Source organism: Prosthecobacter sp. Pr1, assembly GCF_057652315.1.
This window is the reverse complement of the sequence record NZ_JBYFBS010000004.1, coordinates 498,325-518,395: the sequence shown is the minus strand read 5'-3', so window position 1 is coordinate 518,395 and position 20,071 is coordinate 498,325. Positions and strand designations below refer to the sequence as shown.

The 20,071-nt window shown below is 60.2% G+C and carries 15 protein-coding genes; 4 read left to right on the top strand and 11 right to left on the bottom strand.

Translation table 11 applies throughout. From position 1 onward, the window contains the following. Nucleotides 1-60: 60 nt before the first annotated feature. From AC24GY_RS09665 to AC24GY_RS09620, 10 genes are all read right to left on the bottom strand, one after another. Complete coding sequence (locus AC24GY_RS09665; protein WP_487682355.1) at nucleotides 61-1,248, bottom strand: DegT/DnrJ/EryC1/StrS family aminotransferase; 1,188 nt, start codon at nucleotides 1,246-1,248, stop codon at nucleotides 61-63. 164 nt (nucleotides 1,249-1,412) lie between these two features. Then, the gene (argS, locus tag AC24GY_RS09660) at nucleotides 1,413-3,164 is read right to left on the bottom strand and encodes an arginine--tRNA ligase (protein ID WP_487682353.1); all 1,752 of its coding nucleotides are present in this window, start codon (nucleotides 3,162-3,164) and stop codon (nucleotides 1,413-1,415) included. Between the two features lie 68 nt (nucleotides 3,165-3,232). Beyond that, nucleotides 3,233-6,517 (bottom strand): WD40 repeat domain-containing serine/threonine protein kinase, encoded by a 3,285-nt coding sequence (locus AC24GY_RS09655; protein ID WP_487682351.1) that lies wholly within the window; start codon nucleotides 6,515-6,517, stop codon nucleotides 3,233-3,235. 124 nt (nucleotides 6,518-6,641) lie between these two features. After that, nucleotides 6,642-7,418 (bottom strand): biotin--[acetyl-CoA-carboxylase] ligase, encoded by a 777-nt coding sequence (locus tag AC24GY_RS09650; protein WP_487682349.1) that lies wholly within the window; start codon nucleotides 7,416-7,418, stop codon nucleotides 6,642-6,644. Then, nucleotides 7,415-8,341: a cation diffusion facilitator family transporter gene (locus AC24GY_RS09645; protein ID WP_487682347.1), complete on the bottom strand. Its 927-nt coding sequence runs from the start codon at nucleotides 8,339-8,341 to the stop codon at nucleotides 7,415-7,417. The genes AC24GY_RS09650 and AC24GY_RS09645 overlap by 4 nt, the downstream gene beginning before the upstream one ends. 6 nt (nucleotides 8,342-8,347) lie before the next feature. Then, nucleotides 8,348-9,040 carry an HAD family hydrolase gene (locus tag AC24GY_RS09640; protein WP_487682345.1) on the bottom strand — a complete coding sequence of 231 codons (693 nt, stop codon included), beginning with the start codon at nucleotides 9,038-9,040 and terminating at the stop codon, nucleotides 8,348-8,350. 1 nt (nucleotide 9,041) lies between these two features. Continuing rightward, nucleotides 9,042-9,605, bottom strand: coding sequence for a hypothetical protein (locus AC24GY_RS09635; protein ID WP_422320382.1), 564 nt, complete (start codon nucleotides 9,603-9,605; stop codon nucleotides 9,042-9,044). Between the two features lie 426 nt (nucleotides 9,606-10,031). Continuing rightward, a complete protein-coding gene (locus AC24GY_RS09630) occupies nucleotides 10,032-10,490 on the bottom strand; it encodes an acyl-CoA thioesterase (protein WP_461526460.1) in 459 nt (152 codons plus the stop codon). A gap of 51 nt (nucleotides 10,491-10,541) precedes the next feature. Next, nucleotides 10,542-11,000 (bottom strand): hypothetical protein, encoded by a 459-nt coding sequence (locus tag AC24GY_RS09625; RefSeq protein ID WP_487682342.1) that lies wholly within the window; start codon nucleotides 10,998-11,000, stop codon nucleotides 10,542-10,544. Nucleotides 11,001-11,012: 12 nt separating this feature from the next. After that, nucleotides 11,013-12,182, bottom strand: a complete 1,170-nt coding sequence (locus AC24GY_RS09620; RefSeq protein ID WP_487682340.1) for a cysteine desulfurase family protein — start codon at nucleotides 12,180-12,182, stop codon at nucleotides 11,013-11,015. 87 nt (nucleotides 12,183-12,269) lie between these two features. Here AC24GY_RS09620 and serS point away from each other — a divergent pair, with 87 nt between their 5' ends. From serS to AC24GY_RS09600, 4 genes are all read left to right on the top strand, one after another. Continuing rightward, nucleotides 12,270-13,541 (top strand): serine--tRNA ligase, encoded by a 1,272-nt coding sequence (gene serS / locus AC24GY_RS09615; protein WP_487682338.1) that lies wholly within the window; start codon nucleotides 12,270-12,272, stop codon nucleotides 13,539-13,541. Nucleotides 13,542-13,546: 5 nt separating this feature from the next. Beyond that, nucleotides 13,547-14,485 (top strand): S1 family peptidase, encoded by a 939-nt coding sequence (locus AC24GY_RS09610; RefSeq protein WP_487682336.1) that lies wholly within the window; start codon nucleotides 13,547-13,549, stop codon nucleotides 14,483-14,485. 44 nt (nucleotides 14,486-14,529) lie between these two features. Continuing rightward, on the top strand, nucleotides 14,530-15,681 hold the full coding sequence (locus AC24GY_RS09605; RefSeq protein WP_487682334.1) for an alpha/beta hydrolase fold domain-containing protein: 1,152 nt from the start codon (nucleotides 14,530-14,532) through the stop codon (nucleotides 15,679-15,681). Between the two features lie 65 nt (nucleotides 15,682-15,746). Next, entirely contained in the window at nucleotides 15,747-16,703 is a 957-nt protein-coding gene (locus tag AC24GY_RS09600; RefSeq protein WP_487682332.1) for a hypothetical protein, read from the top strand. A gap of 266 nt (nucleotides 16,704-16,969) precedes the next feature. On the opposite strand, the gene AC24GY_RS09595 is transcribed toward AC24GY_RS09600, so the two are convergent. Then, entirely contained in the window at nucleotides 16,970-20,026 is a 3,057-nt protein-coding gene (locus AC24GY_RS09595) for an autotransporter domain-containing protein (RefSeq protein WP_487682330.1), read from the bottom strand. Nucleotides 20,027-20,071: the final 45 nt, after the last annotated feature.

Here is a 20,071-nt window from a genome sequence, read left to right as displayed (position 1 = left end):
ACACTTTTGTCCGTCGGTTGGTGTGAACTCAGAAGCCGGACAAAATTTGTCCGGCTTTTTTTATGCAAGCCACTCCGCAATCGCCGCGATCACTTCATTGCGCTGCGCTTCGGTAAGTTCGCCATAGATTGGAATGCTGAGCACCTCACCTGCCACGCGATGGGAAACCTCGCAGCCTGAGAGAGAGGCTGCTGGAAGACCGGCAAAACAGGTCTGCTGATCGAGCGTGACGGGATAGTAGATGTCACAGCCGATTTTTTTGGCCACCAGGTGGTCGCGCAGTGCATCACGCTGGTGGCCCAGCACGCGGATGGTGAACTGGTTCCAGATGTGCTCGTTGTGCTCGTAGCTGACGGGCAGCACGATCTTGGCATTCTGTGCAGTCAGCCAGGTGTCCTGGGTGCTGACACATTTGCAGTGCGCAGGATCAGCCTGCACGACGCCGGGGAGTTTCGACAGTGCCTCGATGTAGTGCGCGGCGTTGCGCCGGCGATCCGCTGTGTATTGCGCGTAGCGCTTCACCTTCACGCTCAGCAGGGCGCATTGCAGCGTGTCCATGCGGAAATTGCCGCCGACGTAGTGATGGTAGTATTTGGGCTTGCCGCCATGAACACGCAGCACACGGGCGTACTCGGCCAGTGCGTCATCATTCGTCACCAGCATGCCGCCGTCGCCAAAGCCGCCGAGATTCTTGCTCGGGAAGAAGCTATAGCAGCCGAAATCTCCCAGCGTGCCGCTGCTTTCGCCGCGGTATTTGGCGCCGATCGACTGTGCCGCGTCCTCGATCACTTTGAGGCCGTGTTCCTTGGCCAAAGCGAGGATGGGAATCATGTCCGCACACTGGCCGAAGAGATGGACAGGGATGATGGCGCGGGTCTTTTCGGTGATCTTTTTCCGTGCATCGTTCACGTCCATGTTGAAGCAGACGGGGCAGACGTCTGTGAACACCGGCACAGCGCCGAGGCGTGAGACGGCTCCGGCCGTGGCAAAGAAGGTGAACGCAGGGCAGAGAACTTCATCACCCGCCTTGATGTCCAGCGCCATGAGGGCCAGCAGCAGGGCATCGGTGCCGGAGGAGACAGACAGCGCATGCTTCACGCCCACCATCTCTGCGATTTCTTTTTCAAAGGTCTCCAACTCCGGCCCCATGATGAACCTGCCATGATGCAGCACCTGCGTGAAGGCGGCCTGGAGTTCGGATTCGAGGGGCAGGTTCTGGGCGTTGACGTCGAGAAGAGGGACGGGCATGGGAGGAAAAAGTGACGAAGGCCGAATGATGAATGACGAATGGGGGGCGTGCCAGCGATTCCTTATTCCGTCAGTTTGGGCCAGCCGCCCACCTCCTCCTGAGAGCGGATCACAGGCTGGAATTTTTTCTCACGTACACGGTTGATGATGCGCGATCTGCCTGATCACATCCGCTCCGTCGTCTGAATGCCCAGCAGGCCGAGGCCGGTCTTGAGCACGCGGCCGGTGGCTTCGCAGAGGGTGAGGCGAGTGTTGCGGGCGGTGCCTTCGGAACGCAGGACGTGGCAGGCTTCGTAGAAGCTGTGATAGGTGTCTGCGAGTTCGTAGAGGTAATTCGCGAGCAGGTTTGGGCGGTGATCGTCGAGGATGTCGTGGGCGTTTTCAGCGAACTGAGCGAGCTTCATCGCGAGGGCACGTTCGGCGGGTTCGGTGATGGCGAGATCTTCGGTGAGAGTGACTTCTCCATCGAGCTTGCGGAAGATGGCGCGCGTGCGGACGTAGGCGTTGATGAGATAAGGCGCGGTGTTGCCTTGCAGGGACAGCATCTTGTCCCAGCTGAACTTGTAATCGGTGAGGCGGTTCTGGCTTAGTTCGGCGTATTTGACGGAGCCGCCGCCGATGATGCGGGCGATCTCGTCTTTTTCAGCGTCGCTAAGGCCCTGCTCTTTTTCATCGGCAGCGGCGCGCGCGCGCTCGATGGCTTCGTCGATGACTTCGAGGAGGCCGACGGTTTCGCCGCTGCGGGTTTTGAACATCTTGCCGTCGGGTCCGAGGATGCTGCCGAAGGCGATGTGAATCATCTTGGTGGTGATGCCACGACGCTGAGCGGCGGCGAAGACTTGGCGGAAGTGCAGCTGCTGCGGTGCGCCGACGACGTACCAGATTTCGTCTGCCTGCCATTCCTTCACGCGGTAGTCGATGGTGGCGAGATCGGTGGTGGCGTAGAGATAACCGCCGTCGCCTTTGCGAATGATGCAGGGGGCGGGCTTCCACTCGTCCTTGTCGCGGATCAGGAAGGGGTCGTTCTCAGGCTTCACGCTGCCGTCGCTGAAGACCACGGTGGCACCTTCGCTGATCGTGGCGATGCCTTGATTGAGCATCTCTGCCACCAGCGGGGCCAGGGCGTCATTGTAGAAGCTTTCGCCGAGGTAATAGTCGAACTTGATGTCGAGGGCACCGTACACTTTTTCGAGCTGTTCGAGCGTGAGGCGCACGCATTCCTTCCAGATGCCGAGGTTTTCGGCATCGCCCTGCTGCAGTTTCACGAGTTCAGCCTTGCAGGTTTCGAGCACGGCTTCATCCGCTTTCGCGGCGGCGTTCACGGATTTATAAACGCTAACGAGTTCATGAATCGGGTCCGCCTTGAGCCTGGATTGATCAAGCTGCGTCTTCCAGCCGTGGATGATCATGCCGAACTGTGTGCCCCAGTCGCCGACGTGATTGTCGGTGATGACCTTGTGACCAATGAAGCGGGCCACGCGGGCCAGGGAATCGCCGATGAAGGTGCTGCGGATGTGGCCCACATGCATGGGCTTGGCGATGTTGGGCGCGGAGAAATCGACCACGATGGTCTTGGCCTTTTCCACCTGGGGGACGCCGACGTGGTCATCTTTGACAATGACGGAGAGCCTCTGGGCCAGTGCGGCAGGGCTGAGCGTGAGATTTAGAAAGCCCGGGCCGTCCACGGTGATTTTTTCGCACAGGTCCTCAACCTGAAGCGCCGCCTTGATCTGTTCCGCGAGAGCACGTGGATTCGTCTTGAGCTGCTTGGCCAGGATCATCGCCGCATTGCTCTGGTAGTCGCCAAAGCGTGTGTCGGATGCGATGACGACGCCGGGGGTGAAACCTTCGGGCAGATCAATGCCGGCGGCGGTGAAGGCTGCCTGGAGACGGGACGTGAGGAGGGCGCGAAACATGGGTGGCCTGCCTCATAGTATGAGGTGGCGGGCAGTTCAATCACGAACACCGTTCATTGCCGTCCGGCCTAAAAACGTCTATCGGGGTCTGAGACGCTCGTGAGCTTCTTGTCATAGCACTCGTCGGCCTTCATCAGTTTGACCTTTTCCGCCAGTTTCTCAAATGCCGACGAGGTGGATTTGGTCAGGACGATCGCACCATTCGGATCCGTGACCTGGACGATCCAGCCTTGATACTTGAAACCAAACACAGCACCTGTGGTGTCAAACTGAGTAGTGACACTGGGCAGCTTGTTTTCAAACACCTGGCGGATGGGGATGGACACCGGGAAATCCTCCCGCTGCAGGACTTTGGCGACTTTCATGTCCACTGTGCTTTCGCCGAGAAGGATGAAACTCACCGTGTAGCCATCGTAGGCCTGAGCGGTCGAAGTATTGGTGAATTTGACACGCGGATTGATCACCTGCATCTCGTCGTCAAAGTCACCGCCCTCGGTTTTGGCGGGACGACCGATCATGACTTCGATTTTGACACCGGTCGCGAAGGGGACTTTGGGAGCCGCCGTATTGATCGGCATTGGAGCAGCGGTGGGCGCCGGGGGCGCAGTGACAGGAGATGGGGCGGCCACCGCGGCTAGAGTCGGAGTGCCGGAAGAAGTCACATTGTTGAGAGGCTTCGGAGGGGGCAGGCTGGCGAGCAGTGCATCGCAGCGGGCGGAGCCAAGACGGTCTCCCGCCTGCTGGCGCTTGGAGGCGAGGTTTTTGACACCACTTTCGAGGGTCCCGCGCATGGCCTCCGCAGATTCCATGCGGCGTTTCTCAAGTTGCTCGATTTGCTGGCGGTAGATGCCACGAAAGCGTTTGTGCTCCCCCGAAGTCGTGGCGTCGGTGGAGGGATCGGGCACGGGCTGTCCGGCGGCGATGGCATTCGCCTCAGCACGCATGGCGAGCTGGTCTTTGGGGGAAGCCGCGGCGGCGGAGCGAAGCAAGGCGGCACCGTATTTGCTGGTGAGATCGCGGATCTGTGCGTGGAACTGCTCATCATTGACGAGCGAGTCTGACGGAGCTGACTGAGCGCGCAACGCGGCGAGTTCCGGGTCGAATTTTTCCAGGCGGGAAATCTGACGTGTGGCCAGCGTGAGGAAGCTTTTGTTTGTGCCGAGTCTGTTCAAATCCGGGAGGCGGATGACGAGCGCATCGAAGTCATCTGCCTGCTGATTTTTCATGTCGATCGGGAACCCCGTGACTAACATCCAGCCCTCATCCTGGGAGATGCGGATCGTGTTGGCGCGCATGCCGATGTCGAGGCTGGCCAGTTCAGCTCCGGTGTCGGCTTCGCGGATGAGAAGACTGCCATTGGAGTAGGCACAGACGAGGAGTCGACCGGCCCCCGCCCAAGCCGTGCTGGAGCAGCTGAGGCCGGCAGGAGGATTGATGAGGAAACGCGGGGTGAGCGCTGGAACATCAAGCAGGTAGAGGGGGCCGAGGCCGCCGACGATGGTGCTGCCGTCCGGGGAGAGGGAAAGGCGGTTGCGAATATTGGTGTAGCCCGGCAGATCGCGGATGTGGCGATGGTCTGGCGCGGAGAACAGCGCCGCAAAGGGCTTGTCCATGATGATGCTTTGAGTGGAGCCTGGGCCTTGATTCGGATTGGGCTTCATGGTGCTGCCAACCACCAGAAGCTGGGATGCCTCGTCAGGCTTCATCGCGGGCAGCTGGAAGAGGTGATAAGCCGCGCGAGGCCATTCAGAGAACTGCTGCAGCACGGCACCTTTCGACGGGTCCCAGTGATAGACGCCGCCGCTGGCGTCATTGCAGAGCAGGTAGACGCCTTTTTGGTCGGTGGCCCACGTGGCAAATGTCAGCCTGTTGGCAGGGGCTTTGATGCTGGCGATGGTTCTACCCTTTTCGAGGTCGAAGATGGCAACCTGATGTGAGCGCAATGAGTAGACCAGGACGCGCCTGCCATCAGCTGCCAGCTCGATGCCGTTAATATCGCCGACCGGGGAGGGGAAACGTCTCAGTTCAGCACCCGTGGCCACGTCCCAGATCATCAGCGTATCATCCTGGCCGCCGGAAATGGCACGTCGTTGGTCGGGTAGAATGCTGCAGGAATAGACGAGTTCTTTGTGCCCTTTGAGGCGTCTGAGGATGGTGAAGTCTCCGGCCTCGGGTTTGAAAGGTCCGGCAGGCGCATTGCTGAGGATGGCGGGCGCGGGCGCGGGCGCGGGAACTGTGGCCGCATTCGGCATGGGGGCGGGGGCTGCCGCGTCTTTCTTTGCGTTCGTCTCACTTGTTGTTGCGACTTTCGCATCTGGTTTGGACTGGGCAGAGGTGTCAGGCTTGTTCTGCTGCTGGATGAACCAGCTGCCGGCGCTCAGCAAAGCAATGCAGGCGGCAGCCCAGAGCCATCCGTACGAACTTTGTTTTGGTTGCGAGCGGGCGGATCCTTGCGGGCGTACCCGCGCCTGCAATTGCGGCGGCGGAGCGCGATGCACGGTCGCTGCCGGAGCAGCTGCTGCTGTGGCGGCAGCTTGGAGGAAGGTTTTGATTTCGGCACAATTCTGAAAACGGCGGGCGGGGTCCGCCATCATGCAGCGGTTCACGATGCTGGCGTAAGCCGCTGGCACGCCCTGGCCTGCCATAACTCCGGCTGCACCTGGTGTCAGCTTGGTGAACATTTCATGGATGACCACACCCAGTGCGTAGATGTCAGCGCGGTGATCCACGGCGGCACCACTCTGCAGGCGTTCGGGAGCCACGTAGTCAGGGGTGCCGTACTCGGCCTCGCCGGCTGCAACGGTGTCCTTGTCGTGTGCGAGGCCGAAATCGACGATCTTTGCCTGCCAGTCCTCCGTGACGAGGATGTTGGCGGGTTTGATGTCGCGATGGATGATGTGGTGACTGTGAGCATAGGCAAGCGCGTCACACAGCTGCGGTACGAGGCTGCGGATACGCTCAGGCGTCACTTCATCGTGATGGATAAGGCGATGCAGGTCCATGCCGTTCACATACTCCATTACCAGATAGAGGTGCCCCTGTGTGGTCTGGCCGAAATCGTACACTGCCGCGATGTGCACATGCGCGAGCCGGGCCATGGAGCGTGCCTCCGTGATGAAGCGGTGTGCATCCTCCTCATTCTGAGAGGCGGATTCCGGCAGAAGCTTGATGGCCACCCAGCGGTCCAGCGCGGCCTGTCTGGCGAGATACACCGCCCCCATGCCTCCGACACCGAGAATACCGTGAAACTCATACTGCGGCAGCAGCGCCGCCATTTCCTCCAGGGTGGGGAAGGGGGATTCCTCCGCAGGCTTTTCTTCAGGAGTGATCGGGGATTCAGTTTCTTCGCTCATGCAGAGATAGTCGTGGACGGCCAGATGCATCCTAAACCTCGTTCAGGAAAAAGCTCAAGCTGAGAGTGTGTGACAGGTTGGTCTGCTTAGGGAGCCGATACCGAGCCAATTCAGCTGAAATTCATCAAATTCTCACATCGCGGATTTCTTCCGCGCTGGTGAGCGTCAGTGTGCTGCCATCCGGCAGTGCAAGCAAGAGATGACCCTCCTCATTCAAATCAAGGACACGGCCATGCAATTCACGGCCTTCGGCGCGGCAGCGGATCTGCCTCCCGGACAGCCAGCTGCGCTCACGTACTTCGGCGATGGCTGCGGGAAAACCATCTTCGATGCGCGCAAACTCTGTGTTTAAAGAGCTCAGCAGGCGGTGGGCAAGAGTGTTGCGGTCGAGTTCGCTCACCACGGGGCTGGCGAGATCCCGCAGCAATGAAGTGGCATGGATCTCCGGCGGAAAGTCGCGCGCGTTCACGTTCAGGCCGATGCCCAGAACGATGCGCATCCCATCACGGGTGGAGACAGTCTCCGCCAACAGGCCGCTGACCTTGCGGTCGCTCAGATAAACATCGTTGGGCCACTTGATGCGCGGTTGCAGCGGCAGTTCGGCCTCGATGGCTTTGCAGATGGCAAGCGCGGCCAGGGTGGTGATGCGGGGCCACGATTCCATGGGGGCCGCAGGCTTCATCAGCAGCGAGAACATCAAATCCCTGCCGCGTGGGGCGATCCAGCGGTTGTCGCGCCGACCCCGGCCTGCGGTTTGTGATTCGGTGAAGACCACAGCGCCGACCGGGAGAGTGGCGGCATTTTGTTTGAGCCAGTCGCTGGTGGATCCCACTTCATCCAGCACCGTAATGTGCCACGGCAGGGCGGGATCGTTCAAGGCGCTGGCATCAAGCGGGATCATGCGCGGATGCTGTGCGGATCGCTGGCTTCTCCATGCTGATGCAGCTCATCATGGTCACCCTGACATTCGAGATGCGTGGTGATCAGCACCGGATTGGCCACGCTGTCCTGCACGGCGGTCTCGATCTGGGTGGCGATGCGGTGGGCGTCGCGCAGCATGATGTCATCGGCAAAGAGCAGATGAACTTCGACGTAGTGCATTTCGCCGGCATCACGATGGCGCAAGGCATGAAACTGGAGGCCGTGTTTTTCAGTTTCGCGGCGCAGCGCGGCGTCGAGGATGGCGTTCAGTTTTGGATCGGCGCTGTCCATGAGGCCGCCAACGCTCTGGCGCATGAGGCCGTAGCCGGTCCAGATGATGTTGGCGGCCATGAGAAGGCCGCAGATCGAATCCCAGCTGTGCCAGCCGGTCAAGGCGACGAGGCCGAGACCCACGATGGCACCCAGGCTGGTCCATACATCGGTGAAGACGTGTTTGCCATTGGCTTCAAGAATCAGGGATCCTTGTTTTTTCCCTGTGCGGATAAGGTATGTGCCGAGTACTGCATTGATGCCGATCGTCAGCGCGGTCAGCGCCAGACCCTGGTCCAAATTGGCAGGTGGCAGGTGCAGCAGCAGTCGGCGCACCGATTCATAGATGATGAACAAGGCGGCTAGGATGATCAGCCCGCCTTCGATCCCGGCGGAAAAGAACGCGATCTTGCTGTGGCCATAGGGGTGGTCGGCATCGGCTGGTTTGTGCAGCACACCGAGGCTGAAGGTCGCGAACATCACCGCCGCGACGTGCACGACAGACTCCGCTGCATCACCCAGGATTGCCGCAGAGCCGGTGAGCACATACGCCCCCATTTTGAGCACAAGCATGAGGAACCCCACGGCGAGAGAGAACCGCATGGCGCGCGTGGCGTCGGAGGTGTTGCTCATGAGGGATCAGTCACGCAGCAGCAGTTCGACGATGGCGGGCACATCGGCAAACGATTCGACGCAGCGCCAGGGATTCAGGGCGCTCAGTTCAGCATGGGAATACTGACCCGTCGCGACGGCAAGACACTTGGCGCCAAAGGCTTCGGCACAGCGGATGTCCTTGGGGGTGTCACCGATGACGATCACATCGTCGATGTGGTAGGTCGTGCCGGTGGCATCCTGCATGCGTTTTAGCGCCACAGGGCCGAGCTGGTTGCGGTCATGATGATCACTGCCGAAGCCGCCTTCGATGAAATGCTCGTAGATGCCGTGGCGCGAGAGCTTGATCACCGCGCCGCGACGCACGTTGCCGGTGAGCAGACCCAGGTGCGCTTCGTTTTCGCTGCGCAAGGCTTCCAGCAGTTGCGTCACACCGGGCAGGGTGTAGCCGGTGAAGTCCGGCGCTTGGAGGCGGCGCTGGAGATGGGAGAGATAGCGGTCAAGAAACGCGATGACTTCCTCCGGCGTATGCTGGCGGCTCAGGTGGCCGAACACATCCATGGCAATCGCGGGGTCGGTGGACCCGGCGAGCTGAAGCGGCGGGAAATGTTCGCGCTGAATGCCAAAGTGTTCTTCAGCAGCGTCGAGAATCGCCGCGCCGCCCGCGCCATTGCTGTCGATCAGCGTGCCGTCGATGTCGAAAAGAAGCAGGCGTGCCATCTCAGTGTGGCTTGGAGGCTGAGGCAGGAGGATGTGCTGCAGCGCCGGTGTTGGACGGTGCGTATTTGGCCACCATGACAGCGCCTACGACAGCCAGCACGCAGCCGATGATGAATTGCGGTGGAATGGCCTTTTCCGGCCGATGGAGCAGCATGGCGGTGAGGGTGTTGATCACCGGTGCGCCACCGAAGACAATGGGCATGACAGCCGCCGCCGCAGCGACACCGAAACCACCGCCACCTTTGATGATGGGAGTGGCGGCTGCACCAAGAGCGAGGACCAGCGTGAGCGCACCCAGAGCACCTGCCATGCCCGCGATGAGGCTGAGGGGAATGCCGCTGCCGGTTTCACCGGTGAAGCTCCAGTTGGTGCCCCGGGCCTTCAGCACCAGCGCGGTCACGATGCCGATGAGAGCGTAGGCGATGCAGACAAACAGGAATGCCTTAAGGCTGGCATTGGGGGTTTCAGCACCCATGGGCATCTTGGAGCGTGCCGCGTGAAGAATGACGCCATAGACGCCCCAGGAGAGCACGGTGAGAAGAGCGTAAAGGAGCCAGGGCTGCATGATTTTGGATCGGGGTTGGGAGTTCACAAGAGTTGGGGAGTGAGCAATGAATTGCCTTTGGAGAACGCCTCTCACAACGGCTTTGTTCACTTTTTATGGTCAGGGGACTTTGAGCGGGCAATGCGACAGCGCACGGTCTACAATTCTCTCCGTCTGGAATAGTGGTAACGGAAAAAAGACGTGGCCAGAGCCAGGCTCGCAGTGCCGAGTATAAGCCGCCAGCCTATGTGAACTTGAGCTGGTGGAGTTGGGTCTGAAGTGACCGCCGTATTTCCCTTTGTGAAAACTTCAGAAATCTCATGGTTGATCTGGAGAAGTTCGCAGACGCCCGTGCTGAACAGATAGAGTCCACCCGCACCCCAGGCGACCATCAACAGCAGAAGAACGACCGGATGGATCTGAAACCCCAAGAAGCTCATGAAGAGTTTACTTCCTGTCCGGCCGTTTCAGCAATTCCGGCGGCGCGGCTTCGATCTTGTCGCGGAAACGCTGCGGGATCACCACGGCCTTCATCTGGCCGGTCTCGCGGTCTTTGCGCACGCAGGCGGCGGTGATGCGGCCTTCAGCAGCCAGGGTGCCGTCCAGTTTCCAAAAGCGGATGAAATGGCGGATGACCTTGCTGCGGACTTCTTCCACGAGGAGTTCACATTGAAACTCCTCCTCGACACGCAGCGGAGCCATATAGTCGCAGGAGGCGTGAACGCGCGGCCAGCCGACGCGTTCTTCGCCTTCCACGGGCTTGTCCACGATGGAGAAGCCGAGGCTGCGGAAGAAGGCATGCTCCACGCGCTCCATGTAGCGGAAGAAATTGGAGAAATGGACGATGCCGGCCATGTCGGTGTCAGAGAACTGGACGCGCTCGATGCAGGTGAAACGGTGGGCCATGAGGCTGGATGCTTAGTCGCTGGATGCCGGATTCTCAAACACTCATCGCCGTCAAATCTCCGGCGGCGGAAGTGCCGGGAGCATGAGCCTGCGATTCATTCCGCTGAACGGTTGGATAAAGGAACCACTCAACGCGAGATTGTGACGCCTAAGCTGCAGCGGATAGAGCCGGGCATAAGTAGTGCGCAGGCGCTGCTGCAGGGGTTCATTGGCCGCAGTGGGTGGCAGATTGTGCACTTCCTGCCGCAGAAAGTTCAGGCTTTGCAGCACATTCACATAACGAACATCCTCTGGCCCCGAAGGAGCAAGGTCGTTGAACCCATAATGCGCCACGATGACCGTGTGGGCACCACGTGGTCCCAGAAACGACGCAGCCATGCGCTCGGGGCCGAAATCATCATAATTCAACGTGAGCGATTGACCGGCAAAGGCCCTGCTCAGTCCTCCCGCAGTGCAGTCAGGAAGCCACAGAAGAGACAGCAGCAATAACAGCACTGGGGTGAATTTCATGATCGTGGCGGGTTAGTGGGAAATGACGGCAAACTCACACCCCTGCGCCTCGCGTATTTTGTGGGCGGACTCGATCACCGCATGCGCTGCAGCTTCGGCATCCGCCTTGGTGTTGAAGCGGTTGAAGGAAAAACGCAGCGTGCACGCGGCATCGCGGGCGCTGACACCCATGGCCTCAAGCACATGCGAGGCATGCAGCGCGCCGGTGTGGCAGGCGGACCCGGTGGAGCAGGCGATGCCTGCCTGATCCAGCAGGATGAGCATCCCGGCGGCATCCATTTCAGGCAGGCAGAAGGAGCTGGTGGTGTGCAGGCGGTGCGTCGGGCAGCCATGAATCCGCATGTCTGGCAGCGCTGCGTGGATGAGGTGCTCGAAACGGTCGCGCATGCATTTGAGGCGGGCCTTGTTGCCGTCTGCAAGATGCTGGCCGGCGAGTTCTGCGGCTTTGCCAAGGGCGATGATGCCGGGCACATTCTCCGTGCCGCCGCGCCGTTCGCTTTCCTGACCACCGCCCACAAGCAGCGGTGCAAAGCGGACGCGCTGGCTGATGTAGAGCGCACCAATGCCCTTCGGCGCATGCATTTTGTGGCCGCTGAGGCTGAGAAAATCGACCGGCGTCGTCCGCACATCGAGGTGGATTTTTCCCGCCGCCTGCACGGCATCCGTGTGCACCAGAGCACCAGCGGCGTGCGCCAGCGCGACGATTTCGTGCATGGGGGCGAGCACGCCGGTCTCGTTGTTGGCCCACATGATGGAGACGAGCGCGGTGACTCCAGGCTGAATCAGTCTGTGAAAGGCATCCAGATCAACACGGCCGTCAGGGTGCACGGGAGCTGTGGTGACTTTACCCCCCTGGGCCTGCCAGCGCCGGGCGGACTCCATGACTGCGGCGTGCTCCGTGCCGGTGATGATGAGTTCCGGCTTCTCCGGCCAAAGGGCGCGCACGGAGGCATGCACCGCATTGATGGATTCGGTGCCGCCACTGGTGAAGGTGATCTCTGCCGGGCTGGCATTGAGCAGGGCTGCCACCTGGGCCCGCGCCTGCTCGATGGCGCGGCGCACCCTGCGCCCGGCGGCGTAGCTGGCAGAGGGATTGGCGTAGTGCTCGCGCAGGAACGGCAGCATCGCCTCCAGCACTGCTGGATCGACCGGCGTTGTGGCGTTGGCGTCGAGGTAGATCACGGGGAGAAGGTCGGACTGCGATTCCTGCTGTCAATACGCCTTCCGGCACTCGACAAGACGCCCACTCCCGCTAACCTCCCTGCCCTTATGCTCGACATCCGCCTCATTCGTGACAACCCAGATCAGGTCAAACAGCGCCTCGCCAACCGCAGCGGCGACTTCGCATCATTGGTGGATGAGGTGCAGTCCATTGACACTCAGCGCCGCGCCGCTGAGACGGAACGGCAGAAGCTGCAGAGTGACCGCAACCGCATCAGCAAGGAAATCGGCATCGCGAAAAAGAACGGTCAGGACACCAGCGCCATCGAGGCGGAGGTGCGTGGCATCGGCAGCCGCATCGAAGAAATCGGCCGTGAGGCCGATGTGGCGGACGCACGCCAGCGCGATCTGCTCCTGAGCATTCCGAACCTGCCGCATGAAGCCTGCCCCGTGGGCAGCACTGCGGAGGAGAATCCTGAAGTGAAGGTCTGGGGTGAGAAGCCCACGTATGATTTCCAGCCGAAGGACCACACCGTGCTCGGTGCGGCTCTCGGCATGCTCGATTTCGAAGCCGGGGCCAAGATCTCCGGCAGCGCCTTCGTGGTGTATCGCGGAGCTGGAGCCAAGCTTGAACGCGCCTTGATCAGTTTCCTGCTCGATCTGCACACCTCGCAGCATGGTTACGAGGAAATCAGCCCGCCGCTGCTGGTGAAGTCGGAGTGTCTCGTCGGCACCGGCCAGCTTCCTAAATTCGGTGATCAGGTCTATCACAGCGCCGCAGATGATCTCTATCTCATCCCGACAGCCGAAGTGCCGGTGACGAATCTGCATCGTGATGAAATCCTGCCTTTGGAAAAGCTGCCGGTCAATTACGCAGCCTACACGCCCTGCTTCCGTCGTGAGGCAGGCAGCGCGGGGCTTGGCACTCGCGGGCTGATCCGCATGCATCAGTTCGACAAGGTTGAACTGGTGAAGATCGTCACTCCGGAGACGAGCATGGCCGAACTGGAAAGCCTCACCGCAAATGCGGAGAAGGTGCTGCAACTGCTCGGCCTGCACTATCGTGTGATCGAGCTCTGCACGGGCGATATTGGATTTGGCTCGGCCAAGACCTATGACATTGAAGTCTGGGCACCGGGGCAGGGGACTTACCTTGAAGTGTCCAGCTGCTCGAATTTTGGTGACTACCAGGCCCGTCGCATGAACCTGCGCTACAAGGATGAGAACGGCAAAAACCGCATCCCCCACACATTGAACGGCTCCGGCACGGCGCTGGCGCGTTTGTTTGTGGCGCTCGTCGAAACGTATCAGCAGGCCGATGGAACGATCCTGATTCCTGAGGCTCTGCGCGGTCACTTCGGTGCTGAGAAAATCGGCTGATCTTCATGAAACAAGCCTGCGCCCTGCTGCTCCTGCTGGTGTCCGCCCGCATCGCCTGTGCGCAGGCTCCCGGCGTGCCGGTCTATGCTGAAGGGCGAGGAGCGCGTCCGAATGCGGTGCTGTTGGAGCAGGCGAAGAAATTGCAGGGAGCTTCCGAGCTGCTGTCGATGACGAAGGCGCTGGAGCAGGCGCAGCGCACGCAGTGCGACATCACCCTGCCGGTCGCAGATTCCAAGCCGCTCAGTCCACGCGAACGCTGGCAGCGTGCGCGCATGTCACACCTGCGGGTGGGGCAGTTGTACCTGTGTTCCAAGTGTGACAAATGGCATCTCGATCTGTCGGGCGGCTATGCCATCACGGCCGATGGCGTGGTGGCCACCTGTGCGCATGTAATCGCGCCGCCGCCTAACATGAAAGAGGGCTGGCTGGTGGTGGCGACGGAGGAGGATGTGATCCTGCCCGTCACGGAAGTGCTCGCCTGCAACATTGGTACCGACTGCGCCATCATTCGAGTGAAGTCCGCCCAGCCGCTCACCCCGCTGCCGCTCACTCTGGACGTGAGTCCGGGGGATTCCGTGTGGTGTTTCAGCGACCCCAACGGCAAACGCGGCTACTTCAGCGAGGGCATCGTGAGCCGATTTGTGAAGCGTTCGTTCATGACCAAAAAGGAGGCGGACAAGCTGCCCGAAGGGACTGAGGCACCCAAGCCTGTGTGGCTCGAAACAACTACCGACTGGGCGCCTGGATCAAGCGGTTCTGCGTTGATGGATCAGTTTGGCAATGCGGTGGGTCATGTGTCGGAAATCCAGACTGTGATCGAAGATGCACTGCCGCCACGGAAAAAGAAAAGTGAAGCCACCGTCATCCATCAGCTGGGCACCCAGATGGTGTTTCATCAGGCCATCGGCGCGGTGGAAGTGATGGCGTTGGTAAAAAAACCTTGAGCCTGAGGCGCAACTTTCAGTGAGGCCGTGCATTCATCAGGCCTATGAGATGCATCACCCTCTCCTTCTTTGCTGCGCTGAGTCTTGTCATTTCTGCACAGGGGCAGATCGCGGGAGTGCAGGCGCATCGTGATCTCGTTTACGTCGAAGGCGGGCACGAGCGGCACAAGCTCGATCTCTACCTGCCGGAAAAAGCCGAAGGCCCTCTGCCGCTCATCATCTGGGTGCATGGCGGCGGCTGGCAGAACGGCAGCAAAGATGGCTGCCCGCCCCTGCGTGCTGGTTATGTGGCGCAGGGTTATGCGGTGGCCAGCATCAATTATCGCCTGAGTGGTCACGCGGTGTTCCCGGCGCAGATTGAAGATTGCAAGGCTGCGATCCGCTGGCTGCGGGCGCATGCCAAGGAGTACTCGCTCGATCCGCAGCGCTTTGGCGTGTGGGGCAGTTCGGCAGGCGGGCATCTGGTGGCGCTGATCGGCACCAGTGGTGAGGTGAAGGAGTTCGACGTGGGCGCCAACCTGGATCAATCCAGCCGCGTGCAGGCGGTGTGTGACTACTACGGTCCGACGGACTTCACCGTGTTCGTCACCACACCTGGATATGAGAGTCATGCCACAGATGCTTCACCCGAAGCGAAACTGATCGGCGGTGCGGTGATGCAAAACAAAGACAAGGCAGCCCGGGTGAATCCGATCACCTATGTCACCCGGGATGATCCGCCCTTTCTGATTGTGCATGGCGACAAAGACCCAACGGTGCCGATCAATCAGAGCCAGCTTCTGTTTGATGCACTGAAGAAAACCGAGGTCAGCGCGCATTTTCACACGATCCACGGCGCAGGTCACGGCGGGCCGGGTTTTGCCGGCAAAAACATCGACGACATGGTCAGCCAGTTCTTTGCCGAACGACTGAAAAGCAATACGGCAAAGGCCGAAGCCCTGACCACCGAAAGCACTGCGGATGCGGCGATGATGGAGCGTGATCCACGCAAAGGCATGCCTCCAACCGGCGGGCGGCGCGGCATTCCTTGGGAGGTCATTACTGGCCGCGATGACAAAGACAAGGACGGCAAGGTCAGCAAAGCGGAGTTCATCGGTCCGCCACAGCTCTTCCAGTGGATCGATCAAAATAGCGACGGCCTGCTGGAAAAATCGGAGCATGAGGCCTTTTTGAACCGCCCCGGCCCACGCTCCTGAGGGGGCGAAATTTCGCTTCCCAAGCGATTTTTGAACCTTTAACATCGCCTGAACTCCAACAGGCCATGTATAAGCACCGAATTACCTTCGCCTTGGCTGCTCTACTGAGCACGGTCATCTCCGCCAAAATCCATGCCGAGGGTGATTGGAGTGTGAAAAGCGCCGAGCGGCCCAAGGTGGCGATCTTTGCCGAGGATGTGACGGTGGATGGCACGCGCCGCCCCGATCTAGGCCGGGCGCTGGCGGACAGTCTCAGCACCCATTTGCTGCGTCGTGGGCAGATGCGGGTTTTCAACCTGACCACCGAGGAGACCAAGAACGGTACTCAGACTCTGGTGATGCCCAAGGATGCGCCCGTCAAGACACCGGCGCTCGACAAGGACATCGACTACCTGCTGAGCTTCAATTTGTTTTCCAACGCCAACGAGCATCGCCTGACAGTCAAGAAGACCCGTGTCACGACCTCAGAGCTGATGGATTCCCACCAGTTCTTCACCTATGGCCGGGTAAGTGATGTGTTCGCGCTCGTGGGCAAAATTGCGGACCGCATCGATCCGCTGCCGGTGATCCACAATTTCCCGGTCACGCAATCTCCTGCGGCGATCCGTGCTGCGCAGCCTGATCCCACCCCATATCAGCGGTTCTGGACCGGTGACTATTCCAATCCGGGCAGCCCGGCCTATGATCCATGGCGTGCCAACAATGTGGCGCAGTATGATCTCAAGAATGTGCCCAAGGCTCTGACCTACCGTGAGCTGGGTTCCATCCAGCACATCAACACCACCTGGAGATTCACCGTCGTCAAACCGGTCAAAGGCGTGCAGTTAAACAGCCGCGATCCGCTGCATGTGCTCTACGACGAAGGCGACGTGTATGCCAATCTGCGCGTCGGCACGGTGGAGCAGGCCGGCGTCATCGCTGATTACGGCGGCATGACGCCGGAGCACCACAAGCTGTTCAATGGCGACAAGGTCTTCGGCTGGTACTCACCTCCTCCGGAGAAGGTGGCGAACACGAAGTAGGGCCGTGATGCTGTTGGCATGAGTCATGAGGCGTGGAGATCAATGGCATGCCGCGAGTGCGACAGCTGACATCAAAGCATCTGCCAGGCGCAAAGGGTGGTCCGGCTTCTCAAGCCGGTCGCTGTCATTGGCTTCCTTTACATGAAGTTGTTGCCTCCCGTACATCTGGACACCAAGCAGGTGTTTATTCTGCTTGGTGCCAGCGCACAGATATTAAGCTGAGCGCGCTTAAGCAGCGGCTCGCTCACATCCTCCGAAGAGGCGTGTTAGAAACTGATGTTCACGCCCAGAGTCACATTGTGTGAGGTGTAGTTCGTGCGCCCGAACTGGCCACCGTAGAAGAGGTAGGCACCCACGGTGGGAGTGATCTGCAGGTGCACACCGGTGCTGAGCCGCAGGCTGTCGCGGCCAATGGCTGGACCATTCACGCTGAACATCGGGCCGGGACCCGCGACAAAGCTGGAATCGATGGATTGCATGCTGTCGAGAAACTCGTGCTGCCAGGAAGCGCGCGCCTGCGGGGTAAGTCTCATGCGGCCCACCTGCGTCGAGTAGCTGACCCTGACACCGAGGTTGGAGCGCAGTGATTCCTGGTGCTGTTTGGGATAGCTCAGGGGAGTCAGGGAGCCACTTTCGGTAAAGTTGTCAAAGTTCACCCGCGTGTAGCCGAGTGAGGAGAACAACCCTACGGTCGCATCGCCGATATGATGGTCGTAGCCGCCGTTGATCATGGAGTTGAACGCCACGCCATTCGTGCTGCCGGTCGCACGGCCCAGCAGGGAGGAGCGGTCGGTGTCATAAGAGCTGTAGGTCAGGCCGGTCTGCCCGTCGAGATAAAAGCCGCCGCCAAACAGGGTGGCGTACACCGCACCACGGAAGCTGTCGGCTTGAATGCTGCCTCCATTGACGAGGCTGGCATTCGACCGGGTGTAGCCGCCCATGCCACCAAAGGCAAAGTGGTCGTTCAGCAGGTAGTCGGCGCCCATCATGGTGCCGATGGTGTTGAAGTTGTAACCGCTCGCATTGCTGGTCGTGCTCACATTGGCGTTTCCACCCAGGCCTTCGACAAAGAAATTCCAGCGTCGCTCGTAGGGCTCGGTGACAGTGGATGCAGTTGTTTTGCCATCCGCCGAAGATGCGATGGTGTTTCGCGTCAGGTCACTGCTGTCGCGACGGGCACCGTCACGCACCTGCTGCAGATGCTGCTGGATGCTCGCCGCCTGAATTTCAGCCGCGTGAAAACCCATCTGAAAAATCGCGGTCATTTCATCCGGCGCGATCTGGTCATAGAGGCCCGGCAGCCGGGAAACAGGCTGTCCATTGAGGTAGGTGACTGCGGCATTCCCAGGATTCAGAAATTGGAAACCATCAAGACCTCCGGCCGCCGCGGCCTGGTTGGGTGTCAGGCCCGGCACCGAAGTGTAAGCATCTTGGACCCAGGTGATGTAAGCATTGTTGGCATCGTAGGTCACAGTCGGGTACAGCAGAGTGTCACCTTGATGGTATAAGAAGTTCTGGTTGAACTGAGCGTTGTAGAACCTCGAAAAGGGCGCGTTGGAGGCGAACTGGCCAGTCAATCCGCCCGTGGTCTGGATGATCGTTTGCCTGTCGCCGGTCGGGTTGCCAGCCGATGCGCCATTGGGCACATACAGGCCGCTGTCATCATACACGAACACCGTGCCGCCGGACAGCGCAGCAGTGCCCGTCACATTGTACTGCGTGTAGGTGCCGGGAGTGGTGCCCTGCAAATGCATGCTGATCTGGCCGCCGCTTTGCACATAACCGCCGACATTGATTTGCAGAAGCTGGCCGCCCAGCGTGTCCACATTGCCTTGCTGAATGTCCAGCGTGCCGGTGCCAAAGGCGGTCGAAGTGCTGGCAAAGGGACTGCCCACCAGAACATTGCCTGGCGTGTTGATCGTCGTCCCGCCGCTGAAGGTGTTCGTCCCGAGCAGAACCGTGTTGCCCGGACTGGTGATCAGCATGCTGCCCGTTCCGCTGATCACGCTCGTCGCCGCCTGGACGTTGTTCCCTGGCGCGATCCATTTGACCTGGCCGTTGTTGACGACGGCATTGCTCCACACTCCGCCGTTCACCAGATCAATGAGCAAGTTTGCTCCAGCGTTCACGGTGACCAGCGAGCCCGCCGCAATGGACCCGGTGAGGCCATTGCCCACCTGCAGGGTGCCTGCATTGATGATCGTGGGGCCCGTGTAAATATTCTCACCAGTCAGAGTGAGCTGTTTCAGTCCGTCCTTGGTCAGGCCGATGGTGCCATCGACCACACCGCTGATCACCATTCCTGCGACGTTGTTCACGCTGATCGTCTGGGAAGTGCCCGCCAGGACCAGACTGCTCCCGATCGTGACCAACCCCGCGCCATTGTTGACCCGGATGCCCGACAGCAGTCCTGTGCCCGAAATCGTCAGCGTGTTCGCACCAGAAATGCTCACCGCCACGCTGTCATTGATGACCAGACTGTCGATGTTCTGGTCCACGCCAAGCAAGGTGTCCTGACGGAGCGGTACCACACCTGTCACGGAAAAAATCACATTTGCACCCATTGCCGGGATAAACTGGTCCACCGCGCCGGTGGTGTCTGGAGACCAGTTCATTTCCGACCACAGATTGCTGTTGCCGCCCTTCCAGTAGGTGCCGTTGATGCCAAGGGGCGCGCCCGCCAGCCCACCATTGTTGATGCTGTTGGTGTCCAGGGTCACGCCGCCGGTGATCGCCAGCGCCCTGCCACTTGAAAGGCTGGCACCTGTGGTGAGCGTGATGCTTTCCAAGGCCAGGATGTTGCCTGCGAAGGCCGATCCGATCCCCAGCGTGGCCGAGCTGCCCACCTGCCAGTAGATGTTCGCGAGCTGCAGGCTCCCCACGACCGTGATAGAAGAGAAATCCGCTGTTGTCAGTGTGCTTCCGATCTGGAAATAAAAAGCCGCGTTCGAATCACCTAGAGGATCCAGAGTCAGCTGACCCGTGAGCTGGGCCGAGCTGGTGAAATTATACACACCCGGCGTCAGGATTAATCCACCCAGGTCCTGACCCGTCAGGGAGGTATCCACCGCCAGCCCTGAGATGACAGAATAGGCCGTAAACGTGTCCGCATGCGCATTGACCGCCGGCGCGTCCGACCCCACATAAATCGTCCCTGTCACGCCCCCTGGTGGGAAGCCTGTGATCGCCGATCCCGGACTCACACCCAGGTCACCAATCAGGAGGGTGGGCCCTGTGTTGGTGACAGTGGAGCCCCCCAGAACGGAAAAGTTCGATGCCGCCCCCAGGCTCTGCGCATGCGCTGGTGCTTCCAGCAACAGCATGCCCCCGGCCATGAGGCCAAGACTGCACCAGGCCGCCCGCCATAT